Annotated in this window: 23 protein-coding genes, 1 pseudogene and 1 CRISPR repeat array; of the genes and pseudogenes, 5 read left to right on the forward strand and 19 right to left on the reverse strand. The window is 68.4% G+C overall.

Annotated elements, in window-relative coordinates:
• Window positions 1-51: 51 nt before the first annotated feature.
• Window positions 52-1,604: a CRISPR direct-repeat array (repeat unit 28 nt; unit sequence GGAACACCCCCGCACGCGCGGGGCCGAC).
• Window positions 1,605-1,811: 207 nt separating this feature from the next.
• The 13 genes from DP939_RS28245 to DP939_RS28300 form a co-directional block, all read right to left on the reverse strand.
• Window positions 1,812-4,619 (reverse strand): LysM peptidoglycan-binding domain-containing protein, encoded by a 2,808-nt coding sequence (locus tag DP939_RS28245; protein ID WP_113983808.1) that lies wholly within the window; start codon window positions 4,617-4,619, stop codon window positions 1,812-1,814.
• Entirely contained in the window at window positions 4,616-5,032 is a 417-nt protein-coding gene (locus tag DP939_RS28250; RefSeq protein WP_113983809.1) for a pilus assembly protein TadG-related protein, read from the reverse strand. Before DP939_RS28250 ends, DP939_RS28245 begins: the two co-directional genes overlap by 4 nt.
• Window positions 5,029-5,460 (reverse strand): TadE/TadG family type IV pilus assembly protein, encoded by a 432-nt coding sequence (locus DP939_RS28255; RefSeq protein ID WP_199565460.1) that lies wholly within the window; start codon window positions 5,458-5,460, stop codon window positions 5,029-5,031. The genes DP939_RS28250 and DP939_RS28255 overlap by 4 nt, the downstream gene beginning before the upstream one ends.
• Window positions 5,457-5,831, reverse strand: coding sequence for a TadE/TadG family type IV pilus assembly protein (locus DP939_RS28260; RefSeq protein WP_113983811.1), 375 nt, complete (start codon window positions 5,829-5,831; stop codon window positions 5,457-5,459). The genes DP939_RS28255 and DP939_RS28260 overlap by 4 nt, the downstream gene beginning before the upstream one ends.
• On the reverse strand, window positions 5,828-6,025 hold the full coding sequence (locus DP939_RS28265) for a hypothetical protein (RefSeq protein ID WP_147268176.1): 198 nt from the start codon (window positions 6,023-6,025) through the stop codon (window positions 5,828-5,830). Before DP939_RS28265 ends, DP939_RS28260 begins: the two co-directional genes overlap by 4 nt.
• Window positions 6,026-6,043: 18 nt before the next feature.
• On the reverse strand, window positions 6,044-6,895 hold the full coding sequence (locus tag DP939_RS28270) for a type II secretion system F family protein (protein ID WP_113983813.1): 852 nt from the start codon (window positions 6,893-6,895) through the stop codon (window positions 6,044-6,046).
• Complete coding sequence (locus tag DP939_RS28275; protein ID WP_158578722.1) at window positions 6,892-7,734, reverse strand: type II secretion system F family protein; 843 nt, start codon at window positions 7,732-7,734, stop codon at window positions 6,892-6,894. Before DP939_RS28275 ends, DP939_RS28270 begins: the two co-directional genes overlap by 4 nt.
• The gene (locus DP939_RS28280) at window positions 7,731-9,032 is read right to left on the reverse strand and encodes a CpaF family protein (protein WP_158578724.1); all 1,302 of its coding nucleotides are present in this window, start codon (window positions 9,030-9,032) and stop codon (window positions 7,731-7,733) included. Before DP939_RS28280 ends, DP939_RS28275 begins: the two co-directional genes overlap by 4 nt.
• Window positions 9,029-9,742, reverse strand: coding sequence for a MinD/ParA family ATP-binding protein (locus DP939_RS28285; protein WP_147268177.1), 714 nt, complete (start codon window positions 9,740-9,742; stop codon window positions 9,029-9,031). Before DP939_RS28285 ends, DP939_RS28280 begins: the two co-directional genes overlap by 4 nt.
• A gap of 8 nt (window positions 9,743-9,750) precedes the next feature.
• Window positions 9,751-10,380, reverse strand: coding sequence for an SAF domain-containing protein (locus tag DP939_RS28290; protein WP_113983817.1), 630 nt, complete (start codon window positions 10,378-10,380; stop codon window positions 9,751-9,753).
• Window positions 10,381-10,501: 121 nt separating this feature from the next.
• A complete protein-coding gene (locus tag DP939_RS45565; RefSeq protein ID WP_147268178.1) occupies window positions 10,502-10,819 on the reverse strand; it encodes a hypothetical protein in 318 nt (105 codons plus the stop codon).
• Between the two features lie 824 nt (window positions 10,820-11,643).
• A complete protein-coding gene (locus DP939_RS28295; RefSeq protein WP_113983818.1) occupies window positions 11,644-12,135 on the reverse strand; it encodes a GNAT family N-acetyltransferase in 492 nt (163 codons plus the stop codon).
• Window positions 12,132-13,220 carry an XRE family transcriptional regulator gene (locus tag DP939_RS28300; RefSeq protein WP_113983819.1) on the reverse strand — a complete coding sequence of 363 codons (1,089 nt, stop codon included), beginning with the start codon at window positions 13,218-13,220 and terminating at the stop codon, window positions 12,132-12,134. The genes DP939_RS28295 and DP939_RS28300 overlap by 4 nt, the downstream gene beginning before the upstream one ends.
• A 451-nt stretch (window positions 13,221-13,671) precedes the next feature.
• Between DP939_RS28300 and DP939_RS28305 the strand changes: the two genes are divergently transcribed.
• A complete protein-coding gene (locus tag DP939_RS28305) occupies window positions 13,672-14,481 on the forward strand; it encodes an SAM-dependent methyltransferase (RefSeq protein ID WP_113983820.1) in 810 nt (269 codons plus the stop codon).
• A 304-nt stretch (window positions 14,482-14,785) separates the two neighbouring features.
• A complete protein-coding gene (locus DP939_RS28315) occupies window positions 14,786-15,226 on the forward strand; it encodes a hypothetical protein (protein WP_113983822.1) in 441 nt (146 codons plus the stop codon).
• 530 nt (window positions 15,227-15,756) lie between these two features.
• Here the strand turns inward: DP939_RS28315 and DP939_RS28320 are convergent.
• Together DP939_RS28320 and DP939_RS28325 are read right to left on the reverse strand one after the other, a co-directional pair.
• Complete coding sequence (locus DP939_RS28320) at window positions 15,757-15,957, reverse strand: DUF397 domain-containing protein (RefSeq protein ID WP_113983823.1); 201 nt, start codon at window positions 15,955-15,957, stop codon at window positions 15,757-15,759.
• A 9-nt stretch (window positions 15,958-15,966) separates the two neighbouring features.
• Window positions 15,967-16,818 (reverse strand): helix-turn-helix domain-containing protein, encoded by an 852-nt coding sequence (locus tag DP939_RS28325; protein ID WP_225878542.1) that lies wholly within the window; start codon window positions 16,816-16,818, stop codon window positions 15,967-15,969.
• 607 nt (window positions 16,819-17,425) lie between these two features.
• Here DP939_RS28325 and DP939_RS28330 point away from each other — a divergent pair.
• The 3 genes from DP939_RS28330 to DP939_RS48850 all read left to right on the forward strand — a co-directional run bounded on the left by DP939_RS28330 (window position 17,426) and on the right by DP939_RS48850 (window position 18,939).
• Entirely contained in the window at window positions 17,426-17,824 is a 399-nt protein-coding gene (locus tag DP939_RS28330; RefSeq protein WP_113983825.1) for an ATP-binding protein, read from the forward strand.
• Between the two features lie 35 nt (window positions 17,825-17,859).
• Window positions 17,860-18,480, forward strand: a complete 621-nt coding sequence (locus tag DP939_RS45570; protein ID WP_147268179.1) for a hypothetical protein — start codon at window positions 17,860-17,862, stop codon at window positions 18,478-18,480.
• Window positions 18,481-18,813: 333 nt separating this feature from the next.
• The gene (locus DP939_RS48850) at window positions 18,814-18,939 is read left to right on the forward strand and encodes a hypothetical protein (RefSeq protein WP_263972352.1); all 126 of its coding nucleotides are present in this window, start codon (window positions 18,814-18,816) and stop codon (window positions 18,937-18,939) included.
• A 91-nt stretch (window positions 18,940-19,030) separates the two neighbouring features.
• Here the strand turns inward: DP939_RS48850 and DP939_RS45575 are convergent, their stop codons facing one another.
• From DP939_RS45575 to DP939_RS28350, 4 genes and pseudogenes are all read right to left on the reverse strand, one after another.
• Window positions 19,031-19,759 (reverse strand): hypothetical protein, encoded by a 729-nt coding sequence (locus tag DP939_RS45575; protein ID WP_147268180.1) that lies wholly within the window; start codon window positions 19,757-19,759, stop codon window positions 19,031-19,033.
• 62 nt (window positions 19,760-19,821) lie between these two features.
• Window positions 19,822-20,430 (reverse strand): hypothetical protein, encoded by a 609-nt coding sequence (locus DP939_RS28340; RefSeq protein WP_147268181.1) that lies wholly within the window; start codon window positions 20,428-20,430, stop codon window positions 19,822-19,824.
• 342 nt (window positions 20,431-20,772) lie between these two features.
• A complete protein-coding gene (locus DP939_RS28345; protein ID WP_113983843.1) occupies window positions 20,773-21,795 on the reverse strand; it encodes an NAD-dependent epimerase/dehydratase family protein in 1,023 nt (340 codons plus the stop codon).
• 324 nt (window positions 21,796-22,119) lie between these two features.
• Window positions 22,120-22,344 (reverse strand): annotated as a pseudogene (locus DP939_RS28350) (IS5/IS1182 family transposase); the annotation flags it as partial.

Raw genomic sequence — 22,344 nt, forward strand, 5'->3', positions numbered from 1 at the left:
ACGCCTTTCCCACAACAGTGACCACTGTGTCAGGAGCCATCAGTCGTCCGAGGAGCACCCCCGCACGCGCGGGGCCGACCCGCCGGTACCCGGGGCACACGCCTTGATCTCGGGAGCACCCCCGCACGCGCGGGGCCGACAGCTGAGCAGTGGCGATCACTCGCGACACCTGGGGAACACCCCCGCACGCGCGGGGCCGACCTCGTAGCATCCGGTCCCACGGGGGCGGGCGCGGGAACACCCCCGCACGCGCGGGGCCGACCGCATCACTCGGAGGGACGCACCATCAGTACGGGGAACACCCCCGCACGCGCGGGGCCGACGCGAGCGCGAGCAGCTTGCGGATCAGCTCCAGCGGAACACCCCCGCACGCGCGGGGCCGACTGCGAGTCGGTCGGCTGCGCAGGCTCGGCAGGGGGAACACCCCCGCACGCGCGGGGCCGACCACCTCACAGAGAGGCAAGTCCATGGATGCCGTGGAACACCCCCGCACGCGCGGGGCCGACACGGGTAGACCAGCCCGACAAGGAACCCCGCGAGGAACACCCCCGCACGCGCGGGGCCGACGGCGATCAGATCGAGTGCATCCTCCCACCGGAGGGAACACCCCCGCACGCGCGGGGCCGACAACACCTGTGGCTCACTCACAGCGGGAGATCCCGGAACACCCTCGCACGCGCGGGGCCGACATCGCCCAGCGGTCCACGACCGGGTACGTCCGGGGAACACCCCCGCACGCGCGGGGCCGACTGGACGAGTCGGCCGCGGCTGCCGACCTTGAGGGGAACACCCCCGCACGCGCGGGGCCGACACTCCAGCAACACCGCCGCTACGAGCGGCAGAGGGAACACCCCCGCACGCGCGGGGCCGACGTGTGCCTCCTCTGCTCTGGCCTGTGCGAGAAGGGAACACCCCCGCACGCGCGGGGCCGACTCGACACCGTGGGACCGTTCGGCCAGCTTCGGGGGAACACCCCCGCACGCGCGGGGCCGACTTCACATGCTCCAGCCAGCGCGAGGATGTGGTCGGAACACCCCCGCACGCGCGGGGCCGACCCGCGCGGCATCAAGGTCACCCAGCAGCAGGTGGGAACACCCCCGCACGCGCGGGGCCGACGTGGACCGCTGGACCTCTTTCCCTCCGGGGCCCGGAACACCCCCGCACGCGCGGGGCCGACTGGCCCGCCCGGCAGCGTGAGGCCCTGGTGCCGGGAACACCCCCGCACGCGCGGGGCCGACGGCGGACCGTGCTCGGCGCAGTGGTGAAACGAGGGAACACCCCCGCACGCGCGGGGCCGACTTCACATGCTCCAGCCAGCGCGAGGATGTGGTCGGAACACCCCCGCACGCGCGGGGCCGACCCGCGCGGCATCAAGGTCACCCAGCAGCAGGTGGGAACACCCCCGCACGCGCGGGGCCGACGTGGACCGCTGGACCTCTTTCCCTCCGGGGCCCGGAACACCCCCGCACGCGCGGGGCCGACTGGCCCGCCCGGCAGCGTGAGGCCCTGGTGCCGGGAACACCCCCGCACGCGCGGGGCCGACGGCGGACCGTGCTCGGCGCAGTGGTGAAACGAGGGAACACCCCCGCACGCGCGGGGCCGACACTTGCTGACCTGCGATGCTATCGGGCGGAAGTGCCGATTTCATTCAGTTGCTTCGCCAGCGGGCTGGCCGACGGCTGCGTGGGCAGCATCTGTAACCTCTGGTTGAAGGCCGGCGATTTAGACGCGTTCAACGATAATGCAGGTGGCTTGCGGGGCCCATTCGATTGGTGATCGGCTCCCGGACGGTGAGGAGATGGAAGAGAGCCCTAAACAGGGGTGCTTAGATCCTCTAGAAGGGTCTGAGTCTCAGGCGCAGGCGCGACGCCGAGGGTGTCGAGGCGGGTTTTGAGCTGGCGGGCGCGGAGGCGGGCTTCGTCGGTGCGGCCGAGGGGGTGGAGTAGGCGGATGGCGGATCGGGCGGCGGTTTCGGTGTCAGGGTCCAGGGTGCAGGCCTGATCGTAGGCTTCCAAAGCGCGTTCGTTGTCTCCGGTGTGCTCGTGCAGGGCGCCGAGTTGCAGGAGTGCTTTGACGGTGGCGATGGTGAGGGGCCAGCGGTGGTCTTGGTCGAGCCAGTCGTAGTGCAGGCCCTGCGCCAGTGGGCCGCGGCACAGGCCGGCGACGGTCTCCAGCGCGTGTGTCTTTGCTTCTTCGGTGGTGGCGGTGCGGGCGTCGGTGAGGGCGCGGTGCAGGGCCCAGAGGTCCACATCGACGCTTCCGGGGCCGATGCGGTAGGTGGTGCCGTGGCGTTCGATGAACGTGGCCGCCTTCCCGTCCATGCTGGCGGGGGTGCGCAGGGCGGCGCGGAGGTCTTTGAGGGCGGCGTGGAAGCGGTAGCCGGCGAGGGTCGGCTCCAGTTCCGGCCATAGGTGGTCGCAGATCTGTTCGCGGTTCAGACCGGCGGGGTGGACGGCGAGCAGGGTGAACAGTTCCAGGGCTTTGGCGCGGCCGGACAGGTCCACCGTGGTGCCGTTGACCTCGATGACGGGTGGTCCGACCAGGGCGAAGCGGACCAGCGGGCTGCCTGCGGCGGGCGGTGAGGGCGGAATGTCCGCAGGTTGCTCAGAGGAACTGCTCGGGGGTTGCTGGGGCAGGCCGTGGGCGGTGGCCAGGGTGTGCAGGGCCGCTTGCGCTGTGTCGTGCGGCAGGTGGAACACGGTGGCGTCACGAAGTTGTTCGGCGAGGTCGCCGGCGGCTTCGGTGACGGTGTGATCGGGGTTGATGGTACAGGTGGTGCCCGACGTCGAGTGCCCGGCGATGACGGCTCCGGCGCCGAAGGCGGCGGCCATGCCCATGAGAGTGTCCAGGTAGGGGTGGCCGTTGGGGCATGCGGCGACCAGCAGCAGGGCGGGCAGGGGTTCGCCGGGTTCGTTCTCGCGGAGTTGGCCGATGTCGTCGGTGTGGTGGTCGCGCAGGAGGCGGCGGCGGGTGACGAATTGTTCTTCCAGGTGGTCGATGGCCGCGTCCAGGGTGGCGACCAGGCGCAGGCCGGGCAGGTGGCCGGCCAGGGTGTGGATGGATGGGCCGAACCAGGCTTCGGCGTCGGGGGCGGGGAGGATGATGTCGGCGCGGTGGGGGTCGGCGTGGGCGAGCAGGGCGAGCACGATGGCGCGCAGGCAGTCCTCGGCGCCGGGTCCGGTCAGGGCCAGGTTCAGCCCTGCAAGCGGGAGGGCGATGGTGGTCTGGTCGCGGGTGCCGAGGTCGAGCAGGGCGGGTGGGTCGGTGGTGAAGGCGGAGGTGACCAGGGTGTAGTCGTCCGTCGCGCCGGTGCCGGTGCCGGTCGTGTGATGGTGGTGGGCTCGTTGGAGGGCTTTGATGGCGGTTGGATGTGGTTCGGGGGTGGGCATGTGCGTCGGTTCGTCGATGCCGGGTGCGGTCAGTTCGCGGCGTCGGCATAGCCGGGTGGCGGCCAGGGCGACGGCCACGCCTGCGGCGAAGGAGAGCGCCATCATGCCGCCGCCGGGCAGGGTGACCACCTCGGGAGAAGGGGCCGCTACAAGCTTCTGTTCTGGGGCAGGTTCGGCGGCCGTCGTGGGCGAGCCAGTCTGCCGGTCGGCAGGCCGGGCGAGTGTCGGCTTGTCCTCCGTTGGCTGTGAAGAGACAGCCGTTTCGCTGGGTGGCTGTGCAGGGGGCGGTGCGGGGGCGGGAGCTGACGGCATCGCGGAGGCGGCGTTTGCCGAGGGAGATGGTGGGCCGGAGCGGTGCTGCTCAGATTCGGGACCGCGGAGCTGGTGCTTGCGTTTGGGCAGGATCAGTCGCCAGCCGGGTTCCAGGACACCGGGGCGGGTCAGCCTCTCCCCGCCGGGCTGGGAGCGGTTCTTGTTCAGCCGGAAGATGTCTTTGTAGCGGTGGCCGGTGCCGAGGTGGTGTTCGGCGATGTCCCACAGGGTGTCGCCGGGGGCGACGGTGTGCGTGCGGGGACGGGCGGGCGGCGAGGTGCCTGGGGTGCTGGTGCCGGTGGCGTCGGCGGGCAGGTGCAGGGTCCAGCCAGGGTGGAGCCAGTCTCCACTGGTGAAGGTGTGCCCGTCGGGCATGGTGCGGCCGTGGTTCAGGGCGGCGATCTCCGGGTAGCGCATCGGGTCGCCGAGGTGCTGTTCGGCGATGCTCCACAGGGTGTCCCGGGGCTGCACCAGGTAGGTCTTGTGCGCCTGTACCGGCTCGTCCGCTCCTTGTTGAGTGATCGGTGAGTGGGGCGATGCTTCGGGGGTGACCGTCGCTGCGGCGGCGGGCAGGCCGCGTGGTGCGGCGATCGGCGCGGTGGCGGTCACGGTGATGGCGGTGATCAGATACGCGGCCAGGCGCTGGAACGGCAGCAGTATCCGGCTGGGGCGATTCCGGATCACCCCTGCGACCTCGGCCAGGACCGCCCAGGTGAACAGCGCCCAGCAGGTCCACACCACGGCCAGCAGAAGCGCCTCGATCACCACGGGCTCGCCGGGGGTGGCCAGGTCATCGACCGTGGGCAGGTCGATCGGCCAGAAGAAGGTCAGCAGGACGGTGGGGATCCCGGCCAGGAACGCGGCCAGCGCGGTGGCTGCGGTGATCTTGGTAAGGATCGGGTGCTGCGGCCAGGTCATTGCGGTCGTCCTTGTTCGATGCCGTGGAACAGGTGCGCGGTGGCGGTGGCGCTGGCCGTGACCTGGTCGATGCCGATCAGCGACAGCAGACGGGTGGGCCGGGAGGTGGTGACGGTGACCTGGACCGTCCGGCCACCGGCCAGGGCGACTTTGCCGGTGTGTCCGGCCGCGGACAGGTAGGCGCGGGCGGCCGAGACGGCTTGGGCAGGGCTGGTTTCGATGCGGCCACCGGTATAGGCGCTGGGGATGTTGACGTGTCCGGCTCCGGCGCGGGCGGCTTCTTCGGCGACCGCGTACGCGGTGCGGTAGGCCTGGAGTTTGGCGCCGCCGTCCACTACCAGCCCGGCGCAGACCAGCACCGCCAGCGCGATGACCGCGGCGAACGCGGTGACCGATCCCCGCTCGGCGTTCATCGGGTGTCTCCTCGGGCTCGGTAGGGGTCGATCGGGCTGGTGAACTCGCTGGTCAGGTGCTTGGTTCCGGGGAGTCCGGGCAGGGCGAGGTCGGCCAGGTCCACCCGGCAGGACACCCGGGCGGCCACGGTGGCGGGTGCGCCGACCGGTGCGGAGAAGGCGGCGGTGTTCACGGTCACCGTCGGGGTGCAGGCCAGGCCCTCACGGGCCAGCGCGGCATGCGCGCTGGCCACGGCTCGGGTGCGGGCGGAGGCAGGGTCGCGGGCGAGGGACGCCTGCCGGGCCGCATCGCGTGCTGCGGCGTCGATCGCGCCGTGGGCGAGGGTGATCCGCCCGAACCCGATCACCGCCAGCACCAGGGCGGCCAGCGCGGGGGCGATGATCGCCGCTTCCAGCGCCATCGAGCCCCGCTGTGGCGGGGTGGTCATGGGGTGGTCCATCGTTCCAGCGGGGCGCGGGCGACCTGCTCCACCCCCAGGTCGAGCAGCGGGATCAGGCTGATCGCCCGGCCGGTGACGATCACCTGCACGCTGCCGCTGGCGTGTTCGGCGCGGACCGATGGGGAGGTGAGGAAGTTGCCGCCGGTCTGCCGGAGGAAGTCGCGGGCCGCTGTCTGCCCGGTGGTGAGGTCGGCGCCGTGGGCGCGGCCGGCGCGCAGTCCTTCCTGGGCGGCTGCCAGCGCGATGGCGCGGGCGTGGAACCACATCGCGGCATTGACCGCCAGCAGGATCAGCAGGAGCACCACGGGGTAGATCACCGTGGCCTCCAGGGTGGCCGATCCCCGTTCCCGCCGACTCATTTGATCTTGGCGAGGTGTTCGTTGACGACGCTGGTGAGCTTGGCTCCCACGGCGACGGCGAGCAGGAACACCACGGCGGCGATGACCACCCACTCCACTGTCGAGCCGCCGTGTTCGCGGCGTCGTCCGGCGGCCGATCGCAGGTCCTCCAGCCGTGCGACGGTCGCGGCGAGCAGGTATCTGTACATCATCATGAGCACCCTCCAGGTGGGTCAGCCGCCGGTCATCCGGGCGAAGGCGGGATAGCCGAGCAGGAGCAGGAAACCGATGACCGACAACGCCATCGGGACGGTCATGGTCTCGGTACGGGAGCGGGCCGAGGCGGTCGCGGCGGACAGCTCGGCCTCGCGCAGGGACTGGGCCTTGGCCATGAGGGTGCCGGTGATCCCCGCTCCCCGGGTCCCGGCGGCCTGGGCGATGGCGGCGACCTCGCCGAGCTGGGGGAGGTCGATCTCGGCGGACAGGCGGGTGAGTTCGTCCCATGCGCCGCCGGTGGTGCGGCGGGCCGGGTCCAGCGCATGAGCCAGCCGCCGGAACGTCCAGCCCTGCCCGGCCTTGGCCGCCGATTCCAAGGCGTCGGCCGGTCCGGCTCCGGCCGCGCGGGCGAGTGCGACCAGATCGAGGTAGGCGATGATGGCCTGGCGGAACGCCGCCCGCGCCTCCATCACCTGGCCACGGAGGGCGGCGTCGGGGGCGAAGAACACCACGACGGCGAACGCCGCGCAGGCCCCCCAGGTGATGATCGGCGGGAGAGTGACGCCGAGCAGGGCGCACCAGGCCCACAGCACCGGCGGCCCGGCCACCCCAAGACCGATCATCAGGCCCTTCTGGGCGAGGTAGTCCTCAGCGGTTTTGCCGATCAAGGCCAGGTCCAACTGCGGGGCGGTTACCGGCAGTTTTCCGGCCAGACGCACCCGCCAATCGGCAGCCCTGGGACGGCTTGCGCCGGGCTGGAGGCGTTGCATCGCCGGGCCGAGCGCGGGCGCGGCCGGCAGCAGCGCCACGACAGCCAGCGCGATACCGAAGCCGATGAGCGCGCCGCAGGCCAGGACCAGCCCGATCATGACCGCTCCCCGCTGGATGGGTTAAGGAAGCGGTGGGTCTTCGGCGGCTGGGCCAGGCGGTGCAGCCAGGCGAACGCCCCCGCATACAAGCCGATCACCGCCGCCAGCACGAGCTGCCCGCCCAGCGTGCCGAATGGCGCGACATAGGCCCGGTTGGCCAGGGCGAAGGCGGTGTAGCCGAGCAGCGCGCCGATCACCCACCGGGCGGTGGTACGGTGCGTGGCCCGCTGCGCGTCGATGTCCCGCCGCGCGGCGACGTCCTTGGCCACGGTACGCGCCAGACTTTGCAGCACTTCGCGCAGGCCTTTGCCGCGGGCCCGGCACGCCAGGATCAACGCGGCGGCGATCATGTCCCCGGCCGGGTCGTCCAGATCATCAGCGAACGCGCGCAGCGCCTGTTCGGTCGGGGTGCGGTAGGCCAGCCGCCGGGCCAGCGCCCGCACCTGTTCGGCGATCGGCGCGGGCGGGTTGTCCGCGCTGGAACGCAGCGCTTCTTCCAGGCCGGCGCTGCCGCCCAGGACATCGGCCAGATGCCGCGTCCAGGCTTCCAGGGCTTCCAGGCGCTCGATCCGCCGGGTCGTGGCGCGGTTGGTCAGCATCGGTGGCAGCGTGACCGCGCCCGCGGCGGCCCCGGCAGCGGCGACCGGCCAGCCGGTGGCCCACCACGTCACCCCACCGGCCGCCAGCGCGTACAGGACCGGCTTGGCCGAAATCGGCGGCAGCCGTCGTTGTTTCGGACGGGGTGGCCGTAGCGACGCGGGGCGCACCATGTTGGTGATGGCCAGCAGCGGCCCTGCGACCAGCGCCGCCCCGGCAAGGGCGGCCAGCAGCCCGGTCACACCAGCCCCCAGCCGGTGAACAACCCCGAATCGAACCCCGCCCGCACCAGCTCGTCCATGCATTGCGGAATCGTGTGCGACACCGCCCGGCCGTCCGGCCCCGGCACATAGACCCGGTTGACCGCCGGTTCCGCCCCGTCTCCCGGCGGCAGTACCTCGTGTACTTCGGCGACGTAGCGGTGGTTGATTGGGCCGTCGAGGTCGTGGCGCAGTTCGTGTCCCAGGTGGACCACGAAGTCCACCGCCATCCCGATGGTGCGAAACAGCGTCCTGGCAGGCAGGGCCAGCCCACCCGAGCCGGCCAGGATCAGCATCCGGGCGAACACCTGCCCAGCCGAGTCGGCGTGCATGGTGCAGATCGATCCGGCGCCGCCGGTGTTCATCGCCTCCAGCATCGGCACCAGCTCATCCCCGCGGACCTCCCCGACGATGATCCGCCGGGCGTTGAACCGCAACGCGTCCGCGATGAGCTGATGCATCGTGATCGCGCCCAGCCCTTCGCTGTTGCCCTCCCGGGCCTCCAGCGCCAGCACGTCCCGATGCCGCCCGGGCTGGTGGTGCAGGAACAGCTCGTACTCCTTCTCGATGGTGGCGATCCGCTCGTCGGGGTCGATCTCGGCGGCCAGCGCGCGGGCGAAGGTGGTCTTACCGTCGCCCATCCCGCCGGTGATCACGATGTCCTTACGGGCGCGGACCGCCGCGCCGAGGAAGGCGCGCAGGCCTTTGTCCAGGGTGCCGGTGGCCATCAGGTCATCCAGATCGGCGTGCAGCATGCCGTGCCGGCGGATCGACAGACACGGCCGCGGGGTGACCCCCATCAGCGCGGCGATACGGGTCTGCTGCCCGGCCGACAGGTGCAGCCGGGGCCGGGCGATGGAGAACTCCCGCGCGGTCTGCCCCTGGTAGGCGGCCCACCGCCGCACGTCCTGAATCAGGTCCTCATCGGAGTCGGCGATCGGCGGCCCGGCCAGTTTGCTGCCGTCGCGGTAGGTGATCCACACCTGGTCGCAGCCGTTGACGTCGATGTTCTCCACCTGTGGGTCATCGATGAACGGCTGCAACCGGCCCAGCGCGAAGATCTCGTTGTAGGCGGCCTCGGCGAGCAACCGTTCCTCGGCCAGGGTGGGGGTGTCCCGCCCGGCCAGGGCGCGTCCGTCGGCGTAGGCGCGGACCAGATCGGTGATCGCCGCCCGGGCGTACTCCCGGATCGCCTCATCCCCGCTGACGTGGGCGTCATCGAGTGCCTGGGTGAGGCGCGGCAGCAACTCCCGCACCGCCTGCTGCACATCAAAGCTCACGACCGTGCCACCTCCGGGAGGGCCCGCTCGGACAGGGTGTTCGCCAGCGATCGCGCCGCGCGGAGCAACAGAGAACGCGCCAGGTAGCGGGTGTTGCCGGTGCCGTGGCTGAGCAGCTTCGCGGCACGAACATCGTGCGGCAGATGATCGACCACCTCCACGGCGAGCGTTTTGGCGACCTCGCGGCGGCTGTACGGACCGGCCCCGGCCAGCAGCACCCGCGCACGCGGCAGTGCCTTCGCCCGCGGGGCGAGCGCCGACAGATCCCGCAGACTCGGCCGGGCCACCACGAGCACCTCATCGGCCGCGGCCAGGAGCGGCGCCGGGGTGTCCGTGCCGCCGATCCGCCCGATGTCGGCGATCACATCACCCGGCAGCGCGGCGAAGGCCTCGGCGATGGCCGGCCACAGCGGCTGGACCGATGTCAGTTGGGCGGGTTCGGCCAGCCCCGGCAATATCCGCTGCCCGCTGCTCAGATGCACGACCTGCTCGGCGAGGGAGGCGGCGGGGTCGCCGCCGCGTCGCAACCGTACTGCCCACTCACCCAGGCCACGATCTTGCGGCTGGCCTGCCAGGTAGCCGGACAGCAGGCTGCCACCGGCCGGGTCGCACTCGGCCAGCAGCACCTCCCGGGGCCAGGTGAGCGCGAGCGCCAACGCGGTCGTGGTGACCCCAGGGCTATGCCCGCCCGAGCACACAACGATCAACATCCCGGCCCTCACCCCGCCCGCGACCGCAACACCAGCGCGATCTCCCCATCGGCGGCCTGCCGGGCCAGCGCGGTCCCGTCGGCGGCTGGGACGACCAGATCGACCACCACCAGCCCATCCGCATCCAGCGGCCCGACCCGATCCACGCGGGCCGGATGGTCGGCAGGCGTGGCGCCGTCCGATACGGCGGCGGCCACCACACGGTCGCCGGGCCGGATCCCCCGGGCGGGCAACCGGCTGGGCTTGAGCGCCACCGGCACGATCGTCTCGCCCGGCGCCGGAACCACAGCGTCGGTCAGCTGACCCCGGGACAGCACACCGCCGGCCTTCAGATCGACTGCGGCGCGCCAGCCGATGATGCCGCTCTTCCCGGACGCCTCCACCATCTGAACGCCCGGATCCAGGCCGAGCGCCACCGTCCGCAGATCCTGCGCCGCGATCGGCTGCCCGATCGGCACATCCCGGGCCATCACCAGCACCGGCGTGCGATGCGCGGCGACGCCGTACACCTGCCAGGCGATCAACGCCCCCAACGCGGTCAGCCCGACGCTGGCCAGGAACATCATCGGACTACGCCGCCCCGGCAACGGACGTACCTGGCCCGTCTCTGCGGGCGGCTTGAGCCGCTGAAGCAGCATCAGGGTCTACTCCCTTACAACGAGCGCTTGTGTCGACGACGGCGACCGGGAAGGTGACCGACCTGGTGATCGGCGGTAGCGTGCCGCCGGGCCCGCCTGAGCCTTGCCGGGTGCCCTCAGGTCACAGGGAAGAAGAGCCAGCCAGCGACAAGGAGGGGCTTCGTGCCGCTGGCGAACACGGCACCTTCAACTGATCGACCTTCGCGACTCGCCAGACACCGTCGGACTCCTTGATAAGGGCGGCGACCATATGGGTACCAGGGAGGCCACGGCTGATGCGCTTTCCTGTCCGGTCATCTGCCTGGCCGACCTTCCGGGCGTCCTGGCAGTCATGCAGAGAGGCTCGACCGCCCTCGATCCGGACGTCAAAGAAGTGTATGACCGGGTAGCCGTAGGTCACCCGCCCTTCAGCGCGAAGCGCGGCGATGCCTTCCAGCATCGTGTCCAAGAGGGACCAGGTCGCTACCCGCCCGAGGATTGCTCTTCGCTCTGCGGGGCGAGCGTGCTCGGCACGTTGGCCTTCTCGATACAGGGCGCTGTACGCTGCCAGGACCGCATTGCGGTCTGTTGTCGGAGTTTGAGTAGAGGTGGCTGAAGGCAGTGCCGCGGTTCGGGTAGGTTCAGGCCTACTGCCGTTGGACCGGCAGGCTGTCGTGGCGCCAGTGACGAGCAGCACCGCTGCCAATGACAGGGCACGCCTGCGGCAGAACCAAACGATTGTCACTGGGCGGGCACCTTTGCGGATCGAGGTTGATCAACTACGCTGAGTCATCGATCAGAGTAGTGGCTCTACCGGACATGCAGTGGCAGGGCCGTTGAAGTATTACCTGCGATTTAGCAACTTGAACCATTCGGCCAGATGATGGGGACGCTGATTTCACTCACACCGACCTGGCTCAACTCATCGAACTCATCAGCTGCTCGTGCGGGTGCTGAGTAGCGGCTATGGCGCACAGAAATGCTGCAAGCCAGTTGCGGCCAGGGTCATATACCGACATACACTTATCTGCGCCGCTGGAATTGGTCAAGGGGAGGGTGAGACGGCCGAGGTGGTCGGCGGAACACTGCCTTGTAAGGTATCCCGGCAATGCCCAAAGTAATGGAGTATGTCGCTCATTGTGGCTGAACTGCACGGGCCCGACTGATTGTCCCTTTAAGTCGTTATGCGTGCGGCCAGACATGATCACGCCGACCAAGCAGGACCGCCCTTCAGTCTGCTCTCAAGGGCGCGCTTGCAGAACAGGATTGAAGCCTCGGCGGATCTCATCCACCACCGCCGGCAAGGCGCCCGATCGCATCAATGTCGGCACGGTAGAACACCTTTGTTGCCAGCCCCTCTTGTCCGAGTCGTTCATAAAAGCGGCGCGCGCCGTCATTGTCGGCGTCGGCTGTCCATTCGACCCTGCTGCACTTGTGCGCGGTGGCTACCTTGGCGAGAGCCCGCATAAGCGCGGTTCCGGCTCCCTGGCGTTGCGCGGACTTCGCTACGTACAACTCTTTCAGGTACAGCGATCGGGTGAGTCCCACCGCAGGCCAGAGAAACGAATACGATGCGATGCCCGCCAGCCGATCATTCACCCAAGCGAGCAGTGCGTATGCGGCGGGCGGGTCCGCGAAAAGGGCTTGCCGGATCTGGCCTGCCCGGACATCGGCAGGGTCTTGGGGTTCACCGCCGTAGAAGCGGTCCATTTCCTCCAGCAGTTCCGCCATGGCGGGGATGTGGTCAGGGGTGGCGGCTGAAACGATGATCGTCACGCTTGTTCGGACCTCTCCTTGCCTGGAGGAGTCAGCAGCTCGCGAAGCTGGGCCGCAGCAGGTAGGGCTCGCTGTCGGGGTGGTATGGCCTTCAGAACGTCCAGTCCTCGGAGTGTGATGATTCCGGTGAGCTGGTCAGGAGTGAGAGGAGTGAGCGTATCGGCCGCGTATGACAGGGCGCCAGCGCTATCGCCGGTCCGGGCGAGGCAGATCGTGCGATCCAGGCGGGTGAGCGCCCGATCGACGAAGTCCGACTTCTGGTACAGCGCCAGGGCCTGTTCCTGGGCCGCCCAGGCAGACGTGGTTTCCCCAAGGTGGGTGTAGGCGTTGCTGCGATGGAAGTACAGTTGCGCCCTGTTGTAGCCGAACGCTGAGTCATTGACGTCCTCACGGGCCAGACTGTCCAGTAGCGCTTCGGCTCTGATCAGTGCCGATCGCGCTTCAGGGGCCCGTGCCGGGCCAAGAGCCGCTTGTGCGCGGGCCTCCAAGGCGGCTGCCAGGACGGCGCCAACGCAGGAGATGCGAATATCCTGCGCTTCTCTCGTAACGCTGATCGCTTCAGTGAAGTCGCCAGCGTAGAAGTGGCCGTATGCCTCCTGGGCCAGGACCCAGGACACCACTGATGGGTCGCCGGCTTCTCTCGCGGCCATGCGGGCCGTACGAGCCCAGCGCAGAAAGGCATGTCGTTCGTCGAGTTTGATGTAGGTCAGGCACATGAGTCCGGCCATCTGTGCCGCGACCCGGGTGAGCCTGCGTAACGTGGAAATCGCCCGCCGCTGGTTCAGAAGGTGGCCAAGGTCGGCCAGATCGGCACCAAGGTCATGCAGGAGGACTCCGGGCGGCTTGGTGTGAGCCGCCCGGCTGTACTGGGCGGCCACGATCTCCCACCCTTCCAGGGCCGAATCATTTATCGCCCCGGTCAGCAGCGCTTCGTCAAGGCTCTTGCGAATGGCATCATGGCCCGGGCTGCCGAAAAGCTCATCCTCGCTCATACCGAAGGCTCGCGCGTACAACCTGCGGTAGAAGGCGTTCGGTGAATGATCGCCAGCCTCCCAGCCATAGATCATTCTCTTGAGGCTGTCCACCGCAGGGATTCTCGTCGGCCGGTGCGGGTCGTTCTGTGCTACCTTGGCCAGTTCGCGAGCAAGATCTGTTTGACTCCAGCCTTGGGCTTTCCTCACCTCTCTGAGCCGGTTCGACGGTACTTGAGGTGACCTGTCTGCCACGTTCGCGCACCTCTCAACAGGGCGGACACGGATGGATATCCGACGGTGTCATACTCTCTCGCCTCCCCAGGCCCGTGTCCTGCGGATTTCATGAATGCGTGGTTTCCGTGATGGATGCCCGGTGCTGCCTCGGCCGGTAAGCAAGGTGGTGCGGGCGCTATGCGGCGAGGCGACGATGGTGCGGAATCGGCCCCGTGTCCTGGTTCTGATTATTTCAGCCTGATTTGCGCCGCAGATAGGTGGGAAGCGGGAACCCGCCGAGCGACGCCAGCCCTCGGCGGATTCCCCGGCCGCATGGAGGTGCGACCTGATGGAAGAGAGTACGACGCCGCCGCAGCCGGCGGAGGCAACATCAATAAGATTCAACCCATATGCGCTAAATGCCGCCCGCGTGTATGACTACCTGGGCGACGGCATCGACGTATTCCCAGGCGGCCGGGAGGTCGGGGCGTGGCTGGGGATCGCGCCTGGACTGCGCGCCGCCATGCGCGCGAACCGCGACTTCCTGATCCGCGTGGTCGATGACCTCGGCAGGCGTGGTCATGACCAGTTCGTCGACTTCGAAGGCGGCTTGCCAGTCCGGCGCAAGCTCCATCAGACCGCCCGCGCAGTCAATCCGGAGGCTCGCGTCGCGTATGTGAACAACGATCGGCGGGTCGTCGTCCGCGGCCGGGAGCTGTTGGAGAGCCCGGCTGTGGCCGTGGTCTCCGGTGATGTGCGGCGGCCCGACGCCGCCTTCAACCACCCGGTCCTCACGCGGCTCATCGACGCGCGGCGTCCGGTGGTGGTCATCGCCGGCGCGGTATTGCACTTCGTCACGGACGAGCAGGCGGCCGGGTTCGTCCGGCGGCTGCGCGCCCGCCTCGCGCCAGGCAGCAAGATCGTACTTTCCCATGCCTGCTCGGACGACGCGATGGCCTGTCCCGGGGCGGCGACGCCGCTCGCACTGCGCTCCGAAAAGGAGATCGCCGCGCTGCTGGAAGGCTGCGAACTGGAAGAACCCGGGCTGGTCGAGGCGTCACGATGGCCGGAGCCCGGCCCTGCGGAAGACGGCGCTACTGCGATGTTCGTCGGTGGCGTGGCCGATCTGAACGCCTACGGTTTCCCCGGGAAGTGCTGAATGGACTCCTTGATGCTCATCAACCCATTGCGGTACGCCGCGGCTGGAGAGGCCGCCCGACGACTCGTTGTCGCGCTGGCATCCTTCGGCATCCGTGCGGAGGTTCAGTGGGGGTACGGCACGGTACGGGTGTCCCTGGGGTGCGGCCTGGTCGTGACCGTGGAGCGGGATGGGATCTGTCGGCAGCCCCCGGTCGAAGTCCGTGGTACAGGACCGGCTGCCGTGTACCTCAGTGTGGACGAAGCGGCTGTGGCGCTGGCCGAAGAGCATGCTCGGATCAACCCGCCGCACGAGGAGGACCCTCATGACGCGGCGCCACGCTGAGGGCACGACCTCCCTCGACATGGAGGCCCAGCCCGTACGTGGGCATGTGTTCGTCTGGGATGTCGAAGCCGGTGACAGTGGCGTGAGTGGCGTGACGGACGGCCACTACGGTCACGCGCCGCAGGGGATGCTACGCGCTCTGGACACCTATCCCTGCGGGCGTGGCCGGGTACGGCACGCCCAGGTGCCCGCGTTCGGCGAGATCTACGACTACGGCGCGACCTTGGTCACCGCCAACCGCTCGGAAAAGGTCCTCTGCCTCGTGCGCGGTGACGCCTGGGGCAGGGCCGTCCTCTATGACCTGGACGACTCGGCGCGGCGGCCTGGCGAGGAGGCCGCCATGCCGTACGACACGCGCATGAGGCGCACCGGGCAGTCCGCCTGTCCGCGTCGGCCTTCTGCGTCGGCGGGGCGGTGCTGATGACGCCCATGCGCCGGTTCGGCAACACGGATTCCGGGTGCCGACAGGTCACTCGAAGGCGTGGGCGGGCCGCGGGTCGGCCCCCGCCAACCTGATCGGGTGCGGCGGCGTGGCAAGGGATGCAGCGCGCCGCCGCACCGACGGCGGGCCTGTCAGGAGGCCCGCCCGGCGCGGGTGGGGTCAAAGGTGGCTCTCCCTGCCCGCGCCGCTCAATCCATCCAGACCGCGCAGCGGCCCCACCCACCCCCAGGGCCGCGCGCAGCGCGGGGAGGTGGCCCCCGCGCCGCAGGCGGGTGGCGCTCACCACAAGGGCGCCGCCCGCCTGCGCTTTCGCTTCTATAGGCGGCGCACGGGCCGGAGCCCGCATGTCCGGGCATCAGCATGCCAGACGGGTTCTGGTTCCGTCGCCGGCTCACTATCTGTGCTGACGGCCTCACTTGCCAGTCAATCGACCCGGCTGAGGGAGGTCACTCTGGTTGGGAATATGCACGAAGCCCTGACGTGCGGGCCGAGGGCTCCGTTGCGTTTATCTAGATGTCGTAGTCGCCGTTTTTCAGCCCGGTGATGAAACGGCTCCAGGCGGAGGGAGAGAAGGCGAGTTTCGGCCCGTCGGGGTCCTTGCTGTCACGGACGGCGATGACCCCGGGCAGGTTGCGGGCGACCTCTACGCAGTTGGCGCTGGTGCCCTGGCTGCGTGAGCTTTTATGCCACTCGGCAAGAGTCAGATCCATTTCGGTGCCTCACAGTTTGTCGATCAGGTCGGACAGATACGCGATCGACGCATCGACGCTGAGCGCCGAAGCGCACAGGTGCTGAAACGCCAGGTTATAACTTTGCAGTTCTTCGGGCTCCTCCAGATACAGACCGTCCGTTCGGGTCTCGGCGAAGACCACGCTGCGGTCCGCCGTGTGGGCGAAGTCCAGGATCACGAACGACCCTCCGAGCCCGGCGTGCAGCCCCACCGACATGGGCAGCACCTGGATGGTGACGTGCCGGGACGGGTTGGTGTCCAGCAGGCGCCGGAGCTGGGTCTCGTGTGCTTCTCTGCTGCCGGGTGGGCGAAGGAGCGCGGCCTCGTCGATGACGGCCCAGAACTGCGGTGGGTTCGCCTGGCTGAGGAGTTGCTGACGCTTTATTCGTGCGGCCACCCTGCGTTCGATCTCATCGGGTTCCCGGACGCCAGCGGTCCGGACGATCTCTGCCGCGTATTCGGGAGTCTGGAGCAGGCCGGGGATGATGGCCAGCTCGAAGTTCCGAATCGAAGATGCTTCGGCTTCCAGCCCTACGTACGCGCCCGGGAAGAGATCTCGGTACGCGTTCCACCATCCTCGCTGGCGCGCCTCTCGCGCCAGTTTCACCAGCCCGCCGATCGTCTCTTGATCTGTGACGCCATAAATGCCGCAGAGGGCTTTGACGTTCACCGCGTCAACGCGCTTGGTATGACCGCTTTCGATACGCGAGATCTTGGCGGCCGACCATTCGAGCTGCGCGGCGGCATCTCGGATGGTGAGGCCGGTCTCTTCGCGCAGTCGCCGCAGTTCCTGCCCGAGGCGGCGCAGACGCACGGTCGGACTGTGATCGGTTTCGGTCACGGAGCTTTTCCTTTCCGTACGCAGGGGCCTATATCGGGCACATGCCGTCCTTTGTGGATATATGACACACGTTTCTCTACGCATGTTGCGTGGGACACGGTACGCGGCGCACCATGTGTTTGCATGGCCAACCTTCTCCGCGGAGCTGCCGTGACCAATGGAGCTGAAGAGTTTCAGGACTGGGCGCCAGTGTGGCGTACAGAACCTGGTTGCTGGTGGACAACGCGACGGATCGGGGTCGCCCCCGAGAAGTTCGCACGCCCGCGCCCGACGCGAGGCGTCCGCACATGAGAACGCCCCAGGCTGGTGTATGCGGCACCGGCGCGGAGCCAGGTCGAAAACCGGAGGTCTTCAACGCGATGTCCCACCATAATCCCGCAATCCCGGGCACACCCGCCACTCGCGGCGGCGCATTACTCGGCAGGGCGTATCCGCACGCGGCCCGGTGTCCGGGCAATGCCGTGCCTACCCACAGGGCCTCTCAGACCGTCCGCCACGGCCGTTGGATCTTCGCTCTCGCCGGAGTCGGCTTCCCGCATATGGCCGCCGGCATCCTCCGTGTCGTCATCGACACCGCCGCTCCGCCATATGAGACGGGAACCAGCCCATGACGCCTGCCACCGCCATCCAGGTGTGGAACCTTCCCTCCACGCCATGCGCCGCGTCCCAGGCCCGCGAGATCGTTCGCAAGACCCTGGCCGACCGGGGACTGGCCGGACGCGCCGACACCACCGAGGACATCGTCCTGGTCATCTGCGAGCTCGTCACCAACGCGCTCGCCCACGCCACCCCGCCGATCCAGATGTGCCTGGCCACCACCAGCGGCACCATCTACGGCGGGGTCAGCGACCACGGCGCGGCCCTGCTCCGGCCCGGTTCCGAGCGCACCGTCCCGGACCTCTTCGCTGAACACGGCCGGGGCCTGGCCATCGTGACTGCCTGCACACAGACGTGGGGGATCATCCCGCGCGGTGCCGAAGGGAAGATGGTGTGGTTCATCAAATGAGACCGCCCCTGTGGCGGGGGCTCACCGTCCCCTACGTGACCCGCTGGAGCGGCGAGGCACCGCTTGGCGGCCGTCCACGCCACACCACCGGTGGGCTGCTCGCCTACCCCATTCCGCAGGAAGGGGATTGGACGTATGGCGTGCTGTGGGCACGGACCGCCTCCGACGCCGGTCGAGGGGAGCCGGTGTCCCATGCCATCCACACCGCTCGGCAACTGACCTGCATGCGAGATGGGCTCTGTCAGATGTGCGGAAATCCTGCCCGCACCTCCCAAGGGCGAACCCTCTGGCTGCTCCCCGCGAACGAAGCCGAACGCATTCGGGGAAACGGCACCCCCTGGACCAGAACGCCGCCCACCTGCCACCCCTGCATGCCGACCGCCCTTGATCAACTGCCCTGGCTCCGCGACGGCGATGCATCGGCGTTCAGCGTGGCGGCGGCCAAACCGGCCGCTGTGTTCGGCGACATACATTCTCCAGGCGGCCATGTCGAGGTGGACATCACGGTCGCTCTCGATGAGACCGGCACATTGCCCGACCTCCTCGGCAGGCAGCTCCTGGTCACGCTGAGCGGCCTGTGCGAGGAGCCCATCGTTCCCCGCTCACCGTGGGCACCCTATCTGCGGCGTTCATCACCGGATAAAGGTCCATACTGATCACCCGTACTGTGAAGCACAGGCCATATGACCGGCACTGACCGATGGTGCGGCCGCCGTATTTCGTAGTACCCATTCGGCGAGCGTCCCGGCCGCCGCTGCCGGGACGCTCAGCGGTGATCCAGCTGATGCTTGGCCGACAGCTGCGAGCCGGATGCGTCGCCACACTGCGGGCAGGCCGGTAGGCATAATCTCGATAAGGGCCCGCGAGGCCCCGCCATCTCACTCGGACCCCGCCCGTAGTAGGTCACGCGGGGGTGTCCCCGCGGTGCCTTCACGGGTCCTCATCCGGCCCATCCGGCGCGTACATCTCTTGGTGCGTCGCCCCTAGGGATGAACACGAACATCACCGCTACTAGCCGCTGGCCTTCCGCCGCGCAGATCGCGCGCGCTCGGGCGATCTTCTCCGCCACGCAACAGCGGCCCGACGCCGACAACCAGATGTTTCTCAGCGAATGAACATCCACAGGCAGATTCGGTGGGAACGCTGACGGTGAACCAGAATCCGAATGGCACCCAGCTTGGTCGCATGCGGTTCAATAGCAGGAATCTACCTCCTCACAACGAGCGCTTGGGCTTCGACGATCCGGACCGGGAAGGTGATCGATCGGGTGATCGGCGGCAGCGTGCCGCCTGTCCCGCCCGAGCCGCGCCAACTGCCGCCCCAGGTCACCGACACCGTGACCCGGTAGGCATGTGCCGGACGCTCATATAGGTGGGAACAGGTGGTCTTCTGCCGCTCGGGCGGCCGGGCGAGATCGTAGGCGGCGCCGGGACCGTTGCAGGTCAGCGTCTCGCCATCGCCGGTGTCAATGGTCATCTGCTGCGGCGTGGCGGTGGCCTTCGCCCAGACCGTCCCGGCGCGTACCCGCTTGGACTTGGCCACCCACTGCCCATCGGCAAGCCAGAACCAATGCGGAAGCCCGACCAGACCGTCCCGTCCACGCGGTGGAGCGGTCGATACTGACGGTGGCGTGATCTGGATCAGTTTGTAGGCACGACGTGCGAGTTTCTCGGCATTTGCGCCGGGACTTGTATCTGGCCTGACCCATATGTGATCTCCGGATGCGTTCCAGGCGATGTCCCGGAAGCCGTCGGAACACTCGATGAGGTAGTGGGCATTGCCGCCGGCGCGTTCATGGCCGCCGCCCTGTGGCCTGTTTATAGGCCATCGTCGATAGGAGCACGTGACGTTAGTTCCTTGACTGGCCGCTGGCACTGGCTTGTTGCGGGACGTCTGCTCGGCGGAGAGGTGGTAGCCCCAGGGCAGTGTGCTCACCTGGGGTACGTCGCTATTTCCAGGGTCGGGCGGGCCGCCTCCCAAGGCCAGGATGGCGGCGCTCAGTAGCTGGAGAGGCATGGCTCATCACTTTGTTCCATCTGAGAGACTCGCCAGGCTCTATCCATGCCGCGTCGCAGTGAGATGATCAAGTGAACCTTCTCTGTGCCGCGGAGAAGAGCCTCGCCCGTTTTATCGTCGGCCTGTCCGGTGTTTCGGTCGTCCTGGCAGTCATGAAGCGTTGCCCGGTCCCCGTCGATGCGGACGTCGAATTCGTGCAGCACTGGCATTCCGTATGTGACGCGGCCGGTGGCGCGAAGTGCGGTGATGCCTCGCAGCATCCGATCGAGTAGTGGCTGGGTGGCTACCTGCGCGAGAATCGGCCTGCGCTGCTTCGGGCTGGCCTGCTCTGCCCGGCGTCCAGCGGGGTACATGGCGCGGTAGACGGCGAGGACTGCGTCCTTTTCCGTCGGGGTGGGGGTGGCCGAAGGCAACACCACCGTCCGCGCGGGTGTTGGAGTCGTGCTGCCGGACTGGCAGGCGACTGCGGCACCGGTCGCGGCGAGGACTACAACGACGAGCGGCAGGACGCTCTTGCGTGGCAAGACGACGCGCACCTTCGGATCCCTTAACCAGTAGGGGTTGATCCACCACATAGAGTCATCGATCATGCTAGCGGCGGCATGGAAGCGGCGAGCGGCCCTACAGTTCAAGCATTACCTCGGGTTGAGCAACTCCGATCCATTCCGCCAGACAGTGAGGACGCTGCTACTGCTGCGAGAGCCGGCTTAATCGACGCACCAAGGATGAATCGCCCATATCTCGACCGGTGGCGTGGCTACGCGGGCCCCTTCGCACCCGACTTCGCCTCCTGCACTCCGCCCCAGGCCACTACCGCGCCTGCGACATGCGCACTCCCAGGAATGCGCCGCCCTGGCCCTATATGCCGGGGTCGGTTATCGGCCGACCGCACGTTATGTCCGCGGCCGTGATCTGGCCATCAGCCGTTGCCTTCACCCAGGGTCTCGTGGGCTGTTCGGCCACGCCGTGAGCAACTCGGTCTCGCGTTCAGCGCTGATGCCGTGTTCGGCGAATCGTTCGTGAGCGATGGGAACGCCGCCTTCGCGTAGCCAGCTCCAGGTGTCGGCGACCGTCTCGCGGAGTGGACGGCAGGCCAGGCCCGCTCTCTGTGCTTTTCCGGCGTCCATCGCCCATGCCGCTGGCAATGTCCGCCAAAGAGGGAGTTCTGTCCACTCCCGAACCTCCTGCTGGACGAGCCACGCTTCGTCGGCCCACACGAACTCGGCGGCCGAGCCGGTCACGTCTCTGCACGCATGCAGGAGGTCGGCATAGGTGTCCCGGCCGATCGGCGCAGCGATATTGAATGCGCCGGTGGCGTTGGCGGCGACCAGGTCGAGGGTGAACCGGGCGACGTCCCGGACATCGACCGGCTGAATGCTTCTCTCAGGCGGAGCGGGTGCGAGAACGTGACCGCCCTGGTTGATCCGGCTCAGCCACCAGGGCAGGCGGCCCACGTACTCGCCGGGGCCGAGAATCACATGGGGGCGAACGAACAACGCCCGGTCGCCGAACTCCCGGCGGATCGCCAGCTCGCAGCCCACCTTCAGCGGCCCGTAGGCATCTGGATCCCAGCGCCGCGTTCCGGGGTCCAGGTCGGGATCACCGTCCCACAGGGCCGAAAACTCGTCCACCGGCCGGTAGGGCCAGTCGCGGTACACCGAGATGGTGGACATGAAGACGTAGTGCTCTGTGGCGGGAGCAAGGACCCGCGCCATGTTGCCCACCACGGCCGGTACGGCGCCGGCGACATCGAGGACTACATTCCAGGGCCCGCAAGCCGCGAGTTGCGTAAGATGCGTATCGCGTTCCCAGTCTCCGCGGATGAGGTGGGCGCCCTCTGGAGCGATGGAACTGCGGCCCCGGTTGAAGAGGGTGACCTCCCACCCCCGCCGTATTGCATCGGCGACCACTGCCCGGCCGACGAACCATGAGCCACCCAGGATCAATATGCGCACCACGCCATTCTGCTGCTTGGGGGCCTGGACGGGACGTCCAACGTGAACTTCTTCATTCTGAGTACCCGGCCGTTGGAGTGACCACTCGCAGGCCGATGGGCAACCGCTTGAGAGTGGCCGAGGGGATTAGCGTAGAACGCCAGGTCAGCGCGCGGTTGGGTTGGCCGGTGCGCGCCCCGACTGATGACGTAGTCCCTCCTTTCAGAAGGAATGGCCGGCTGATGCCACGAGATATTGCACGCCCGACTCGTATATCTTCCCTCACTCTTCTATCTGTTCTCCATTCTGAATTACTGCCGACCAATGACGTTTTCTCACTGAATTTCAGCTGATCCGGCGGTGTTCGAAATGGACGAGGACGAGGGCGGCGCGGACGAGATCGCCGATCCGGCTGGGGCTGAGTGTGGTGTGCCGGAGAGCGGTCCAGCGTTCGGTCAGGAGGGCGAAGCCGCGTTCTCCCAGGCAGCGCAGCGCGCGCTGCAGGGCGTTGCGGGTGCGGTTGCCGACGCTGAGGACGTTGCCGTCGGCGGGTTGCCTGAACGGCACGAT

It is taken from the genome of Spongiactinospora rosea (genome assembly GCF_003315795.1).
GTDB lineage: Bacteria > Actinomycetota > Actinomycetes > Streptosporangiales > Streptosporangiaceae > Spongiactinospora > Spongiactinospora rosea.